The 14,029-nt window shown below is 62.8% G+C and carries 12 protein-coding genes; 10 read left to right on the top strand and 2 right to left on the bottom strand.

What is annotated here, in order from left to right; translation table 11 throughout:
- Positions 1-37: 37 nt before the first annotated feature.
- The 5 genes from C501_RS0111700 to C501_RS0111685 all read left to right on the top strand — a co-directional run bounded on the left by C501_RS0111700 (position 38) and on the right by C501_RS0111685 (position 3,653).
- Entirely contained in the window at positions 38-1,003 is a 966-nt protein-coding gene (locus C501_RS0111700; RefSeq protein WP_018135823.1) for an RDD family protein, read from the top strand.
- 192 nt (positions 1,004-1,195) lie between these two features.
- A complete protein-coding gene (locus C501_RS14340) occupies positions 1,196-1,516 on the top strand; it encodes a hypothetical protein (RefSeq protein ID WP_156807757.1) in 321 nt (106 codons plus the stop codon).
- A complete protein-coding gene (locus tag C501_RS0111695) occupies positions 1,479-2,075 on the top strand; it encodes a hypothetical protein (protein ID WP_156807756.1) in 597 nt (198 codons plus the stop codon). The genes C501_RS14340 and C501_RS0111695 overlap by 38 nt, the downstream gene beginning before the upstream one ends.
- A complete protein-coding gene (locus C501_RS13370) occupies positions 2,072-2,896 on the top strand; it encodes a M4 family metallopeptidase (RefSeq protein ID WP_018135821.1) in 825 nt (274 codons plus the stop codon). The genes C501_RS0111695 and C501_RS13370 overlap by 4 nt, the downstream gene beginning before the upstream one ends.
- A gap of 142 nt (positions 2,897-3,038) precedes the next feature.
- On the top strand, positions 3,039-3,653 hold the full coding sequence (locus tag C501_RS0111685) for a mycothiol-dependent nitroreductase Rv2466c family protein (RefSeq protein WP_018135820.1): 615 nt from the start codon (positions 3,039-3,041) through the stop codon (positions 3,651-3,653).
- A 35-nt stretch (positions 3,654-3,688) separates the two neighbouring features.
- On the opposite strand, the gene valS is transcribed toward C501_RS0111685, so the two are convergent.
- Positions 3,689-6,316 (bottom strand): valine--tRNA ligase, encoded by a 2,628-nt coding sequence (gene valS, locus C501_RS0111680; RefSeq protein ID WP_018135819.1) that lies wholly within the window; start codon positions 6,314-6,316, stop codon positions 3,689-3,691.
- A gap of 80 nt (positions 6,317-6,396) precedes the next feature.
- Between valS and C501_RS0111675 the strand changes: the two genes are divergently transcribed.
- From C501_RS0111675 to ndk, 5 genes are all read left to right on the top strand, one after another.
- Positions 6,397-7,197 (top strand): SDR family oxidoreductase, encoded by an 801-nt coding sequence (locus C501_RS0111675; RefSeq protein WP_018135818.1) that lies wholly within the window; start codon positions 6,397-6,399, stop codon positions 7,195-7,197.
- A 337-nt stretch (positions 7,198-7,534) separates the two neighbouring features.
- A complete protein-coding gene (ileS, locus tag C501_RS0111670) occupies positions 7,535-10,930 on the top strand; it encodes an isoleucine--tRNA ligase (RefSeq protein WP_245532477.1) in 3,396 nt (1,131 codons plus the stop codon).
- Positions 10,927-12,297 carry a bifunctional folylpolyglutamate synthase/dihydrofolate synthase gene (locus tag C501_RS0111665; RefSeq protein ID WP_018135816.1) on the top strand — a complete coding sequence of 457 codons (1,371 nt, stop codon included), beginning with the start codon at positions 10,927-10,929 and terminating at the stop codon, positions 12,295-12,297. The genes ileS and C501_RS0111665 overlap by 4 nt, the downstream gene beginning before the upstream one ends.
- Positions 12,297-12,761 carry a DUF4233 domain-containing protein gene (locus tag C501_RS0111660; protein WP_018135815.1) on the top strand — a complete coding sequence of 155 codons (465 nt, stop codon included), beginning with the start codon at positions 12,297-12,299 and terminating at the stop codon, positions 12,759-12,761. Before C501_RS0111665 ends, C501_RS0111660 begins: the two co-directional genes overlap by 1 nt.
- Before the next feature lie 54 nt (positions 12,762-12,815).
- A complete protein-coding gene (gene ndk, locus C501_RS0111655) occupies positions 12,816-13,229 on the top strand; it encodes a nucleoside-diphosphate kinase (protein WP_018135814.1) in 414 nt (137 codons plus the stop codon).
- A 60-nt stretch (positions 13,230-13,289) separates the two neighbouring features.
- Here ndk and C501_RS0111650 read toward each other — a convergent pair whose 3' ends face one another.
- Positions 13,290-14,000 carry a vitamin K epoxide reductase family protein gene (locus tag C501_RS0111650; protein ID WP_018135813.1) on the bottom strand — a complete coding sequence of 237 codons (711 nt, stop codon included), beginning with the start codon at positions 13,998-14,000 and terminating at the stop codon, positions 13,290-13,292.
- Between the last annotated feature and the right edge of the window lie 29 nt (positions 14,001-14,029).

Here is a 14,029-nt window from a genome sequence, read left to right as displayed (position 1 = left end):
AACCTGCGAAGAATCTGCGAAGAAGGGGAAATACTAGATGACTCAGCCGCCGTATGTGCCGCGGGAAGAGCCGCATGAGCCGGAGCAGCCGCTCGGTAGCGAGCCGGAGCCGACTCAGCAGACTGAGTCTGGTGCATCTGCTTCGGAAGCAGCTCCGAAGGCCGGTTCCGACACCGTACCGGGAACCGAGCCCGGTGCATCGGAACCGCAATTTTCCAGCCCGGAGGCCCCTGTCGCGGAAACCCGGCCAGCTGAGGCTCAGTCGCAGTGGGCTGCCCCGCAGCAACCGCCGGCACAGCCCCCGCAGTCTCCGGGGCAGCCTGGCTACCCACCTCCGCCAGGGAGCTTTTCCGGCGGAAATTCTGCCGGAGCTCAGCCCGGCGGCTATCAGCAGCCGCAAGCCGGTCAGTATCAGCACCCCGCCTACGAGGGAGGCTATCCGCAAACCGGGCTGATGACCCCTGCGCTCAACGGGGCTCGGCCGGTTTCAGCGGGGCGCCAGATCCTGGCGTGGCTCATCGACTCTGTGCTCATCTGGCTCGCCACGATGATTCTGGGGCTCCTGGCGTTCATTCCGGTTTTCACCGGGGTGGCCAGATCGACTGCCGTGACCGATCGATACGGCAATGTGGTTTCCGGCAATTTCGATCCTCTCTTCGCGGGGGCCTCGGTGTCTTTCGTGCTCGTAGGCGTCGTGATACTGCTCATTCATGGTACTTACTGGTGGCTCCTCGCGACTAAGGGCATCACGCCGGGGATGGCCATGCTGGGGCAGCGGCTCGTTTCGGTGGAGACCGGTCAGCCGGTAGGCTGGGGCAAGGCCTTCCTTCGCGGTGCGCTGATCGTCGTCGGCAGCTGGTTGACCAGCGGCATCCTGTGGCTACTGCTCTGGCTCTCGCCGCTTTTCGATTCGACCACGGGCTGGTTCCAGGGCTGGGCGGATAAGATGATCCGCGCCGTCTTCATCGACACGCGGAACGGCCGGGATACGGCGAATCAGTAAGCCTTCGACTAGAGGGCCGGAAGCTCAAGTGACCGCCGCTGGTATCGATACCAGCGGCGGTCACTTCTTTAACAGATTCACTACAGGCAGCTCCCTGGCTGCGCAGGTGGTTCGGATCCGACCATTGACTAAAAGAAAAGTAGTTATAACAATTAATGGCTCCTGAGAAATTCATGAGAATAGGGGCTCATTATGGCAGGAAAGAAGAAGCAGAAAAGTCAGTTGTTGCGACGAGGCGGTGCCGCGGTGGCGGGATTATCGCTGCTGGTCTTGGGGGCTTTTACCGCGGTCGCGGAGAATGCCCAGGCGACAGTTGACCCGGCCAACGCAGTTGATCTTGATCAGGTGCCGGTGCAGCGAGATTCCGAAGGCCGCGTCATCCAGGTATTGCCGGAGGAACCATTGGCTGCTCCGGTTCGAGGCGCTTCTCCTGCTAAGGCCGCAGAAGCTTATGCGCCAGGGCTGGCGGAGACCTTTGCCGCCCAAGGGGTGGGGCGAATTCGTCGTCGATAAAGTCTTCCCCATGGGTCAGGGCAGCACCGTGCGCCTGAGCCAGGAAATCGACAGTATCCCGGTTTTCGGTGCAACCATAACTCAAGCGCTCGACCAGGAGGGCGCTTTGATCTCTGCGCTCGGCTCCGCAGCGCAGCAGGTGCAGGGCAGTTATCCGACTCCGGCGGAGCAGCAGCTGCCCGGGGCCGAGGAGACCGCGCTCAAGACGATTCAGGACGACTATCAGGCAATCGGGGCCCGGGTCTACGCATCTGATGCCGCTTGGTACACCCCCCGGCTCGTCCGCGACGAGCCCGGTGCGGAACTGGTCGCACGGCCTGCTTATCGGGTTGAGATCTCTGATGGGCTGAGCGGAAGCTGGGTGGTTTTCGTCTCGGCCGAGGATGGCAGGGTCCTAGACTCCTGGGCGCAGACTGCTGATGCCGCCCAGCGGGTGATCTGCGATGCAAATAGCATGATCATTAATCCGAGCGGCTCTATTCCATTCCGGTGCGGGGGTGCGCCGGCGATTTTCCGGGAGAGCCGAGTGGAGGGGCACCCTCGTCCATCGCGGATGTGAACCGCTTGTACGACGCTTTCGGGGATACCACTAGGCTGTACGAGACCTGGACGACGTCCGGCCCCCTGAATGAGCTCATGGGCACCGATAATTCTTGGGGCCCGGAACCGGGGGATCAGTACGGCAAGGCGATACGGGCCGTAGCCCGCTACTGCGGACTGAGCGAGGTGGATATAGTAACGTGCCCGATGCGGAACGCGTTCTGGAACCCCAGCACCAAGACCATGGGCTTCGGTGAGGCCATGGCGGTAGATGATGTCGCTGCGCACGAGCTCACGCACGGGGTGACCCAGGCGACCAGCGGGCCGATCTACCGCGGGCAGTCCGGAGCGATCAACGAGTCGATGTCGGATCTCTTCGGAGAGCTCGTGGATATGACCAATGGCAGTGTGGATGACACGGTGGCCAACCGCTGGAAAGTAGGCGAAGGCAGTGCACTGGGCATCATCCGGGATATGGCCGACCCGACCGCTCACCGGCAGCCGGATTCGATGATTTCCCCGTACTATGAGTGGCCCCGTGAAGTGATTAGTGTCCACACCAATAGCGGAGTGGGTAACAAAACCGCCTTCCTGATCGCCGATGGTGGCGATTTCGGTGGTGAGAGCATCACCGGGCTGGGGCTGCGCAAGACTGCCCAGCTTTACTGGACCGTGCAGACCCTGCTCCCGGAGAACGCCGATTACGCGTTCCTCGGTGCGGCTCTGCGCAGCGCATGCCAGCAGAATGCGATCATGGGGACCGCTGGTTTCCAGAGGCAAGATTGCGAACAGGTAGCTAAAGCGACGCAAGCCACGCGACTCGGCTGGGGAATGTCCTAGCCGGAGAAGCTATAACCGGAGAAGCCATCGGCCGCCGGAACTGCTCCGGCGGCCGATGGCTTCTGTCTGGATATAGTTATCAGGAGCAAGCGAGTAAAGCCGAGTAAAAAAATCAGAGCACGAGCGCCGAAAGGGCATCCTCATGGCAGAGAATGCAACGAGTACCGTCGATTTCTGGTTCGATCCGCTGTGCCCTTATGCCTGGGTGACCTCTCGCTGGATGGATGAGGTGGAGAAGGTCCGCGATGTGCGGGTTCGCTGGCACGTCATGAGTCTTTCGGTGCTCAACGAAGGCCGGGAGCTCTCCGAAAGCTACCGGGATCTCATGGACCGGGGCTGGGGCCCGGTCCGGGTGATCATCGCGGCCCAGCAGCGCTACGGCGACGATGCCGTGAAGCCGCTCTACGACGCTATCGGCACGGCGATCCACCCTCAGGGCATCGCCGATTTCGACGAGGCGATCAAACGGGGTCTGGAAGCGGCAGAGCTGCCCGCAGAGCTCGCCGAGTACGCGCATAGCGAGGAGTACGATGAGCAGTTGCGCGCCAGCCACGAATCCGGAAGCTCCCTCGTCGGCCCAGACGTCGGCACCCCGGTGCTGGCCATCGACGACATCGCCTTCTTCGGCCCGGTGATCACCAGAATTCCCCGGGGCCAAGAGGCCGGGAAGCTCTGGGATGCTGCTGTAGCCCTGGCCGGCTACCCCTACTTCTTCGAGTTGAAGCGCTCGCGCACCGAAGACCCTCAGTTCGACTGATAACGAGCCCTGCTACGGTGAGGAGTGGCCTCGATTTATTCCGATTCCGCCAGCACAACCTCGGTCAGCGAAAGCTCCGGCCCCTCGACAAGCGTCAGTTCACGGGCATTAGCAGCGGCTTTGAGGTCCACTAGCCCCGCCCGGAGCCGGTCCAACTCAGCAGCAGGAGCCGTCAGAGTCGCATTCAGGACTTCGGTGCGCTGTTTCACTTTCGCCTCTGATTTGGCTTTGCGCAACCTTCTGAGCGCTTCGCCCAAGGTCGTCAGCACCGCTGGATCCGCCTCGCCCAGCTCAATCGCGGCGGGCCACGGCTGCTGATGCACTGAGCCCTGCCGCCACCAGGACCAGATCTCCTCGGTGGCGAACGGCAGGAACGGTGCGAAAAGCCGGAGGAAGGCGTCGAGGGCGGTTTCGAGTGCCGCCAGCACGCTGCGCTGCTCTGCTTCGCCCGCGGCACCGTAAGCACGATCCTTCACGAGCTCGACATAATCGTCGGTGAAGGCCCAGAAGAAGCTTTCGGTGAGCTGCAGAGCCCTGGCGTACTCGAAGTTCTCGAAGGCTTTCGTCGCCTGGGCGACAACCCCGTGCAAGCGCATCAGCATGGCCCGGTCCAGCGGGTTCGTGATGAAGTCGCCGTTATCGGCATTGAGAACATCGGCCTCGGTAGCGCCGAGTCCCAGCACGAACTTGGAGGCATTGAGCAGCTTGATCGCCAGGCGCCTGCCGATTTTCAGCTGGGCTTCCTCGAAGGCCGTATCGGCCCCCAGTCGGGCCGAAGCGGCCCAATAGCGCACAGCGTCCGCGCCGAACTGATTCAGCGTATCCGTCGGGACGATGACATTCCCCTTGGACTTTGACATCTTCTTGCGGTCCGGATCCAGCACCCAGCCGGAGATCGGCGCGTGCCGCCAAGGTGCTGCGCCCTGCAGTGCATCGGCTCGGACGATCGAGGAGAACAACCAGGTTCGGATGATCTCATGTGCCTGCGGGCGCAGGTCGAAGGGGAAGACCTTCGCGAAGAGCTCTTCATCGCGGCCCCAGCCGCCTACCAGCTGAGGGGTGAGCGAAGACGTTGCCCAGGTGTCCAGAACATCCGGATCCCCTGCGAAACCGCCCGGCTTACCGCGCTGTTCAGCCTGATACCCGGGTGCCGGTTCAGCGGCCGGATCCACGGGCAGTGCTGAAGTATCGGGCAGAATCGGGTTCTCGTAGTCCGGCTCACCGGCCGCGTCCAAGGGGTACCAGACGGGGATCGGCACGCCAAAGTAGCGCTGCCGGGAGACCAGCCAGTCACCGTTGAGCCCTTCGACCCAGTTCTCATAGCGGCTCCGCATGAACTCCGGGTGGAAAGCCACCTCTTTGCCGCGGCGCAGCATCTGCTCCCGGCGGTCTTCGTCGCGGCCACCGTTGCGGATGTACCACTGCCGGCTGGTCACCACTTCGAGCGGTTTATCGCCCTTTTCGTAGAAATTCACCGGATGCGTGATCGGCTTCGGCTCGCCATCGAGATCGTCGCTTTCGCGGAGCATCCCGACGATGCTCTCTTTGGCGCTGAAGGCAGTCTTACCCGCCAGGGCCTGGTAGCGTTCGGCAGCCTCGGGGCCTTCGATCCAGGCCGGTGTCTCGGCGAGGATCCTGCCGTCCCTGCCCATGATCGGCCGGGTCGGCAGGTTCAGCTCGCGCCACCAGGTGACATCGGTGAGGTCGCCGAAAGTGCACACCATGACCAGGCCCGACCCTTTATCCGGTTTGGCCAGCGGATGCGCTTTGACTTCGAGCTCCACGCCGAACAAGGGGGAGCGCACCGTGGTGCCGAAAAGCTCCTGGTAACGCTCATCCTCGGGGTGCGCGACCAGCGCCACCGCCGCGGGGATGAGCTCCGGCCTGGTGGTCTCGATGAACACTGGCTTAGCGTCATCGGCCCGGTGGAAGGCCACGCGGTGGAAAGCCCCGGGCCGCTCTCGATCCTCGAGCTCAGCCTGGGCCACTGCGGTGCGGAAGGTGACATCCCAGAGCGTCGGGGCCTCGGCCATATAAGCGTCCCCCGTGCGAAGATTCTCTAAGAAGGCGCGCTGGCTCACGGCCCGGGCATCGGCGTCGATGGTGCGGTAGCTCAGGTTCCAATCCACGGAGAGACCGAGCGTGGTGAAGAGATCCTCGAAGACTTTCTCGTCTTCTACTGCCAGCTCCTCGCACAGCTCGATGAAATTGCGGCGGGAGATCTGCACGAAGTCGCGCTCGTTCTTCGCCGGCTCGGCCGGAGGAGTGAAATCCGGGTCGTAGGAGATCGCGGGATTGCAGCGGACGCCGTAGTAGTTCTGCACACGGCGTTCGGTGGGCAGGCCGTTATCGTCCCAGCCCAGCGGGTAGAAGACGTTCTTGCCGCGCATCCGCTGGTAGCGGGCGATGACATCGGTCTGAGTGTAGGAGAACATATGCCCCACGTGCAGGGATCCGGAGGCCGTTGGTGGGGGAGTGTCGATGGAGAAAACCTGGTCTCGGCTGGTCTGCGCATCGAAAGCGTAGGTCTGCTCCTCCTGCCAGCGCTGGGAGAGCTTGCTCTCCAGGCCCTCCAGGCTCGGTTTATCCGGCACCTGGCTTGGGGCAGCTGATGCAATGGCTGTGGTTTCGGGCGTGTCTGTGCCTGGGCGGTTCTCAGTCATGCCCCTATTCTTTCACGTCTTGTTCTGCGTCGTGCAGGCCGGGTCCGGACACGGGCGGCCGGTCTGAGTAGGCTGATGCTATGACGGACTCTGAGAGCTCTCAATCTGCAGCCGGTGCCGCACAAATTAGCGCGGCACAGCGCGCCGCAGTAGTCACTGGCGCCAGCACCGGCATTGGTGAAGCGACGGCACTCGAATTGGACCGCCGCGGGTGGCGAGTCTATGCGGTGGCTCGCCGCGCTGAGCGGCTTGAGGCCCTGGCCCAGCGCAGTGGGGTGATTCCGATAGCCGCGGATATCTCCGAGGACGACGGCGTGGCCCAGGTGCTTGCCGCGGTCGAACGGAATGGCGGCGTGGACACCCTCATCAACATCGCCGGTGGTGCGGGGGGGGGGGGGGGGGACTTCGTAGCGGCGGCGAAGACCGACGATTGGGAGTGGATGTACCGGGTCAATGTACTCGGCACGATGAAGCTCATCCGGGCTTTCCTGCCGATGCTGCGCGGGCAGGGCGCGGGCACCGTGCTGACCCTCAGCTCCACCGCTGCGCTGGTCAGTTACGAAGGCGGCGCCGGGTACAACGCGGCCAAAGCCGCTGAGCGGGCGATGACCAGAGCGCTGCGACTCGAAGAAGCCGAACACAACGTCCGGGTGATCGAAGTGCTTCCGGGCATGGTCAAAACCGCGGAGTTCTCCTTGAGCCGTCTGGGCGATGCGGAGGCGGCCGAAGAGGTTTACCGAGGGGTGGCGGAGCCGTTGCTCGCCGAGGATGTTGCCGACGTTGTCGCTTATGCGGTCTGCCTGCCGCAGCACATCAATCTGGACGAGATCGTGATCCGTCCCGTTGCCCAGCCCGCGCAGCATAAGGTCATCCGTCGTTGAACCCGAGCCGTTTTTGATGCCTTCCGTGACTTTTGATGGCCTACGGGCAGCATCAAAAGTCACGGAAGGCATCAAAAACGAGGGGGCTGCGGGGTGAGGAGTGGGCTAGACTGAACACAAGAGGCGATGATCCGGCGATCACCGGTGAGCCTCCGGAAGAACGGGCATCTGTGCGATGCCTCAGTAGAACCGGACGGGACAGCCCGTGACAGCTGATGAGGAGTGGCTGCCTACCCGCCTCGGTGGGAAGAAGAGCAGCAAGCGAGGTGGTACCGCGGTGCCGGGCAGACGCCCTGGCCATCGTCCTTGCACCGGAACGACCGCAGGATGCCGCCAGATGAGTGAACGCATGGACGATAAGCGCCATTACCCCTTGGTCTCGACCGGCCTGGACGCCGCCGGCAGTGCCGGGGTGCCCGCGAGTGTTTCCTTCCCGGCCTTGGAACAGGGCGTGCTCGACTACTGGGCCCAGGACGGCACTTTCCAGGCCAGCATCGACCAGCGCCCCGCACAACTGCCAGGGCAGCCCGAGGGCTCCAACGAGTTCGTCTTCTATGACGGCCCGCCTTTCGCCAATGGCTTGCCGCATTACGGTCATCTGCTGACCGGTTACGCCAAAGACCTCGTCGCCCGGTTCCAGACCCAGCGCGGGCGCAAAGTGGAGCGCCGCTTCGGCTGGGACACCCACGGGCTGCCCGCCGAGCTCGAGGCGATGAAGCAGCTCGGCATGTCCGAAAAAAGCGAGATCGAGGCGATGGGCATCGCCAAGTTCAACGATGCGGTGCGCGAATCGGTCATGAAGTACGCCCACGAATGGCGGGACTACGTCACTCGCCAGGCGCGCTGGGTGGACTTCGATAACGACTACAAGACGCTCAACGTCGATTACATGGAGTCCGTGCTCTGGGCCTTCAAGCAACTGCACGCCAAAGGCTTGACCTACCAGGGCTTCCGGGTGCTTCCGTACTGTTGGAAGGACGAGACCCCGCTGTCCAACCATGAGCTGCGGATGGATGACGACGTTTACCAGATGCGCCAGGATCTCTCCGTCACCGTGGCCTTCCCGATCATCGATGACGGCCAGCCGCTGGCTGCTGAACTGCAGGGCGTGAACCTGCTCGCCTGGACCACTACGCCCTGGACCCTGCCGACGAACTTCTCCATCGCGGTCGGCCCGAAGATCGAGTACGTCGTGGTTGATAACGGGCAAGGCGCTTATCTGCTCGCGGAGTCTTTGCTGCCGAATTACGCCAAGGATCTCGGCTTCGAATCCGCCGAAGCGGCCCAGGCTGCTATTCAGAAGCGCTTCCGAGGCGAGGAGCTGGGCGGTCTGCGCTATGCACCGCTCTGGGATTACTATGCGGATCAGGAGAAATGGGGCACCGGCACTTCCTGGCAGGTGCTGGTGGAAGATTACGTCACCACGACCGATGGCACGGGCCTGGTGCACCAGGCGAGTGCCTACGGTGAAGAGGATCAGCGCAGCAGCGAGGCGCACGGCATCCCGGTGATCGTCTCGGTCGATGAAGGAGCCCGGTTCCTGCCGATGTTCGCCGAGCCGCCCGAGGGCAGCGATGAGGCCCCGTTGGCGGAGATCGCAGGCCTGCAGGTCTTCGAGGCGAATAAGCCGATCATCAAGATCCTGCGCGCCTCGGGCCGGCTGATCCGCGAAGCCAGTTACGAGCACTCCTACCCGCACTGCTGGCGCTGCCGGAACCCGCTCATCTACAAGGCGGTCTCCTCCTGGTACGTGCGGGTCACCGAGTTCAAGGACCGGATGCTCGAACTCAACCAGGAGATCAACTGGATCCCCGGAAACGTCAAAGACGGCCAGTTCGGCAAATGGCTCGAGAACGCCCGGGACTGGTCGATCAGCCGCAACCGTTACTGGGGCAGCCCGATCCCGGTCTGGGTCTCCGATGATCCGGCATACCCGCGGGTCGACGTCTATGGCTCCCTCGCTGAGCTGGAGACCGATTTCGGCCGCCTGCCCCGGAACCATGAGGGCGAAGTGGATCTGCACCGGCCCTTCATCGACGAGTTGACCCGGCCGAACCCGGATGATCCGCGCAGCGCTGCAGAAGGCCAGTCCACGATGCGCCGGGTCGAGGATGTGCTCGATGTCTGGTTCGATTCGGGGTCGATGCCTTATGGCCAGGTGCATTACCCGTTCGAGAACCGGGAATGGTTCGACACGCACAGCCCTGCGGACTTCATCACCGAGTACATCGGCCAGACCCGCGGCTGGTTCTATATGCTGCATATCCTCTCCACGGCGCTCTTCGACCGCCCAGCCTTCAAGAATGTGATCAGCCACGGCATCGTGCTCGGCTCAGATGGCCAGAAGATGTCCAAGAGCCTGCGCAACTACCCGGATGTCACCGAGGTCTTCGACCGGGATGGCTCCGATGCCATGCGCTGGTTCCTGATGGCTTCGCCGATTCTGCGCGGCGGCAACCTCATCGTCATGGAGCAGGGCATCCGGGACGGTGTTCGTCAAGTGCTGCTGCCGTTGTGGAACGTCTACAGCTTCTTCTCCCTCTACGCGAACGCCGCGAACCAGGGGGAGGGGTACCGGGCGCAGCTGCGCTATCGGGGCTACCAGGACAGCTTGGATCGTTATCTGCTCTCCAATACCGGGCTGCTCGTCCGGCAGCTCGGTGAGGCCCTGGCGGACTACGATATCTCCACCGCCTGCGAGCTGCTCCGGGATTATCTGGATATGCTAACCAACTGGTACGTCCGGCGCTCCCGGCAGCGCTTCTTCGATGAGGATCCGGACGCTTTCGACGCGCTCTACACCGGGCTCGAAGCGGTGTGCCGGGTGGCGGCACCGCTGCTGCCCCTGGTCACCGAGGAGATCTGGCGCGGCCTGACCGGTGGGCGCTCCGTGCATCTGACCGATTGGCCCGCCGCGGTAGAAGGAGCCGATGAGTTCGAGCAGGATTTGCCCCTGGTCGCCGCGATGGAGACCGTCCGGCAGATCTGCTCGGTCGGCTCCTCACTGCGCAAAGCTGCGAAACTGCGGGTCCGACTCCCGCTCGCGGCGCTCACTATCGTCATTGAGGATCCTGATTCTCTTGAACCCTTTGCTGACCTTATAGCTGATGAACTCAATGTAAAGTCTGTGAATTTTGCGATGAGAAATGGAGCTTCAGCAGCACGGTACGGGATTAGGAGCGAGCTTATTGTTGACGCTCGTGTAGCGGGACCAAGATTGGGTAAAGAGGTTCAGAAAGCAATCAGGGGAGCGAAGACCGGCGACTGGGAATGGACGATGCGTACAGACGGCGATGTGGTTATTGAAAACATCGTTATTGCTGGTGGCATCCGACTGATTGAAGGCGAGTATGACGCTAGAAGTGTTATCTCTTCGGAAGAGGGTAAGCAGTTTGAGACAGTAGCAATGCTACCGGGGTTTGCTGGCCCTCGTGGGGGCTTCGTGGTGCTGGACACCGAGGTGACCCCGGAGCTCGAGGCCGAAGGCACCGCGCGGGACTTGGTGCGCACTATCCAGCAGGCCCGTAAAGACGCCGGCCTGCAGGTCAGCGATCGCATCGTGACCACCATCCAGGCCCCGCAGGACACCCTCGACGCGGTATCCCGCAACGAGACTCTGGTCCGCGCCGAGACGCTATCGGTTCAGCTGGTTTTGGTGCCGACCGCTGCGGGAGCCGAGGAGATGACCGTGAACGTGACGCGCAGCAGTGCTGAAGAAGGGGCAGAGGGATGAGCGAAGAACACTCGGTAGCAAGCATCTACACTGATCTGCTGGAGCGCGCCCCGGAGAACAAGATGGAGCCCCGGCTCGAGCCCATGCGCCGGGCTATGGAGCTGTTCGGCGAGCCGCAGCGGGCGTACCCGGTGATCCATCTGACGGGGACCAACGGAAAGACCTCGACCGCCAGGATCATCGAAGCTGGGCTACGGGCCTCCCAGTTGCGCACCGGTCGACTCACCAGCCCGCATCTGAGCCAGGTGACGGAGCGGATCAGCATCGATGGCGAGCCGGTGCCGGATGAGACCTTCGTGCGGATCTGGGAAGAGATCCAGCCGCAATTGAATATGGTCGATCAAGAGCTCGAAGCCCAGGGGCAGCCGAGGCTGACCTACTTCGAAACGCTCACGGTCCTGGCTTTCGCGATCTTCGCCGATGAACCGGTCGATGTCGCGGTCGTCGAGGTGGGACTGGGCGGTATCACCGATGCCACTAATGTCGCTGATGGCACGGTTTCCGTGGTCACGCCGATCTCCTTGGATCACACCGACCTGCTGGGGGAGACGCCCGGGGAGATCGCGGTGGAGAAAGCCGGAATCATCAAGCCCGGTGGTTTCCTGGTCTCCGCGGCTCAGCCCGCGGACGCTGCGCAGGTGCTGCTGGAGAAAGCCCAGGAAACCGGGGTGCCCTTCCGGTTCGAAGGCGTCGAGTTCGGGGTGGTGGAGCGGCAGGTCGCGGTGGGCGGGCAGTTGCTCACCATCCAGGGCCTGGCCGGGCGCTACCCGGAGCTGATGCTGCCGCTGCACGGAGCGCATCAGGCGGAGAACGCCGCGGTCGCGGTAGCCGCGCTCGAGGCTTTTATCGGAGGCGGAGACAAGGAGCTATCGCTCGAAGTGTTGCAGGACGCTTTCGCCCTGGTGAGTTCCCCGGGGCGCTTGGAAGTCGTGCGGAGCGCACCGACCATCGTGGTGGATGCGGCGCATAATCCAGCGGGGGTCAAGGCCAGCGTCGAAGCTCTTCAAGAGGCTTTCAGCTTCAGCAAGCTCGTGGTGGTTCTGGGCGTGCTGCAGGATAAAGATGCCGGGGAGATCCTGAACCAGTTGCGGGAATCACTCGACTTGCCCGAGACCGCGGAGTCCTTCGGCGAGATCTGCCTGACTCAGTCCGGTTCTCCACGGGCGATCCCTGCGGGCGAGCTCGCTGAGCTCGCGGTGGATGCGGGGTACGCGGAAGAGGACGTGCATATCGCAGAGAAGCTCGACGATGCCATTGAATGGGCGGTGGAGCGGGCTGAATCCAGCGCCGATCTCGCTGGAGCGGTGCTGGTGACCGGTTCGATTACCCTTGTCGCAGAGGCCCGTATTCTACTGGGGAAGAGCTGATGGCGCGGCAGAGCGGGGAACGTCGAACCGGGAAACATCAAACCAAAGCCCAGCGCGAATGGCACCCGGGTATGAAGCGGCAGCGCCGTTCGACCAAGATCATGCTGGCCTCCAGCGTGCTGGCCTTGGAGTCTTTCGTAGCGTTCTTCGCCACGCTGGTGATCTTCGGTCTGCGTTCCTCTGAGATCCCCGCCGCCGTGATCCTCAGCGCCGGGCTGGTTTTGAGCGCCCTGCTCGTCCTGGCCTGTGCCGTGCTGAAAAAGCCCTGGGGCATCGGCTTCGGCTGGCTGCTTCAGTTCGCTCTGATCGCGCTGGGGTTCGTGGAGCCGATGATGTTCATTATCGGACCGCTTTTCGCCGGCGCCTGGTGGTACGCGCTTTTCCTCGGCCGCCGGATAGATCAGGAGAATGCCTTGCGGGATGCCGCTCAGGAGCGTTGGGAGCGCGAGAACCCCGTAGACTGATCTCGCGATTTGTCTTTTTCTTTTCATAACATCGTCACTGATCAGGAGGCACTGATGACTGCCCAACGCACGCTCGTTCTCGTCAAGCCGGATGGCGTGGCCCGGAATCTGACCGGGGCCATCCTGGCCCGGATCGAGGCCAAAGGCTACCGTCTCGCTGAACTGAAGCAGGTGCGGGCCTCCAGGGAACAGCTCGCCGCGCATTACGCGGAGCACGAGGGCAAGCCGTTTTACGAGCCGCTGTTGGAATTCATGTTGTCTGGGCCGATCGTGGCAGCGATCTTCGAAGGGGAGCGGGTCATCGAAGGCTTCCGTTCTCTGGCCGGGACCACTGACCCGACCACCGCGGCCCCCGGCAGCATCCGCGGAGACTACGGCCGTGACTGGGGGCAGGCGGTGCAGCAGAACCTGGTGCACGGCTCGGATTCCGCAGAGTCCGCCGAGCGCGAGATCGGCATCTGGTTCTAGACTCGGGCTTGAATCTTGCCGCGCCTGATCGCCGCACCGCTGAGTCAGCGGGCGGGGCTATCAGGCGTTGCTGCCGATGAAGACATTGATGAAGCGGAAGAAGATACTGGCCGTAACTGCAATGTAGATCAGGATCACCAGGGTCCAGCCCCAGCTGGAGAGGAATTTGGTGAGGCCGGCCGGGGCGGGGAGCACTGCGTGCACCAGGTTCCGGATGGTCGTCCAGATGAACAGCGGGATCATCATGGCCCAGACCACCATGCAGTAAGGGCAGAGCAGATTGATCGCGAAAAGCGCCTGCGACCAGAGCCAGGTCACGAACACCATGCCCAAGGTGACACCCAACTGGAAGCAGAGCCAGAACCATCGGGAGAAGTTGGCCCCGGCAAGGATCGCCATGGCCACGGTGATCACGACGCTGAAACTGACAACACCGATCAGCGGGTTCGGGAATCCGAAGAGTGCCGCCTGCCAGTTCTCCATTGTGGAACCGCAGGAGACCACGGCGGTGAAGTCGCAGGATAGCGTCGCTGTGGGATTCTTGTAGAGCTCGATCCGCTCCAGGAGGAGGGTTAAAGAAGCCAGGAAACCGATGATGCCGGTTACCAGGAGTAGCGCTGCAAAAGGTTTGCCCCGGCTGATGTAAGGCCCAGCGGGGGCTGCTCCTTGTCCTTGCGACACGCCCGAAGCGGAAGCGCTCTCGGCTCCGGTGACTGAAGATGAGGCGTCAGGAGCAGACTCCAGGCGGGCGGGATTTTTCGACGTGGCCATGCGCTGATTCTAACCATGACGGCTGGGTT

The sequence above is a fragment of the Acaricomes phytoseiuli DSM 14247 genome, from assembly GCF_000376245.1.
Lineage (GTDB): Bacteria > Actinomycetota > Actinomycetes > Actinomycetales > Micrococcaceae > Renibacterium > Renibacterium phytoseiuli.
The sequence above is the reverse complement of the archived record's forward strand: the minus strand, read 5'-3'. Positions and strand labels throughout refer to the sequence as shown.

Bases quoted from the DNA above. Each gene is read 5' to 3' on its own strand.
- ndk (WP_018135814.1), top strand. From the start codon at position 12,816: ATGACTGCCCAACGCACGCTCGTTCTCGTCAAGCCGGATGGCGTGGCC.
- C501_RS0111700 (WP_018135823.1), top strand. From the start codon at position 38: ATGACTCAGCCGCCGTATGTGCCGCGGGAAGAGCCGCATGAGCCGGAG.
- C501_RS0111685 (WP_018135820.1), top strand. From the start codon at position 3,039: ATGGCAGAGAATGCAACGAGTACCGTCGATTTCTGGTTCGATCCGCTG.
- C501_RS0111665 (WP_018135816.1), top strand. From the start codon at position 10,927: ATGAGCGAAGAACACTCGGTAGCAAGCATCTACACTGATCTGCTGGAG.
- valS (WP_018135819.1), bottom strand. From the start codon at position 6,316: ATGACTGAGAACCGCCCAGGCACAGACACGCCCGAAACCACAGCCATT.
- C501_RS0111650 (WP_018135813.1), bottom strand. From the start codon at position 14,000: ATGGCCACGTCGAAAAATCCCGCCCGCCTGGAGTCTGCTCCTGACGCC.
- C501_RS0111675 (WP_018135818.1), top strand. From the start codon at position 6,397: ATGACGGACTCTGAGAGCTCTCAATCTGCAGCCGGTGCCGCACAAATT.
- C501_RS0111660 (WP_018135815.1), top strand. From the start codon at position 12,297: ATGGCGCGGCAGAGCGGGGAACGTCGAACCGGGAAACATCAAACCAAA.
- ileS (WP_245532477.1), top strand. From the start codon at position 7,535: ATGAGTGAACGCATGGACGATAAGCGCCATTACCCCTTGGTCTCGACC.
- C501_RS14340 (WP_156807757.1), top strand. From the start codon at position 1,196: ATGGCAGGAAAGAAGAAGCAGAAAAGTCAGTTGTTGCGACGAGGCGGT.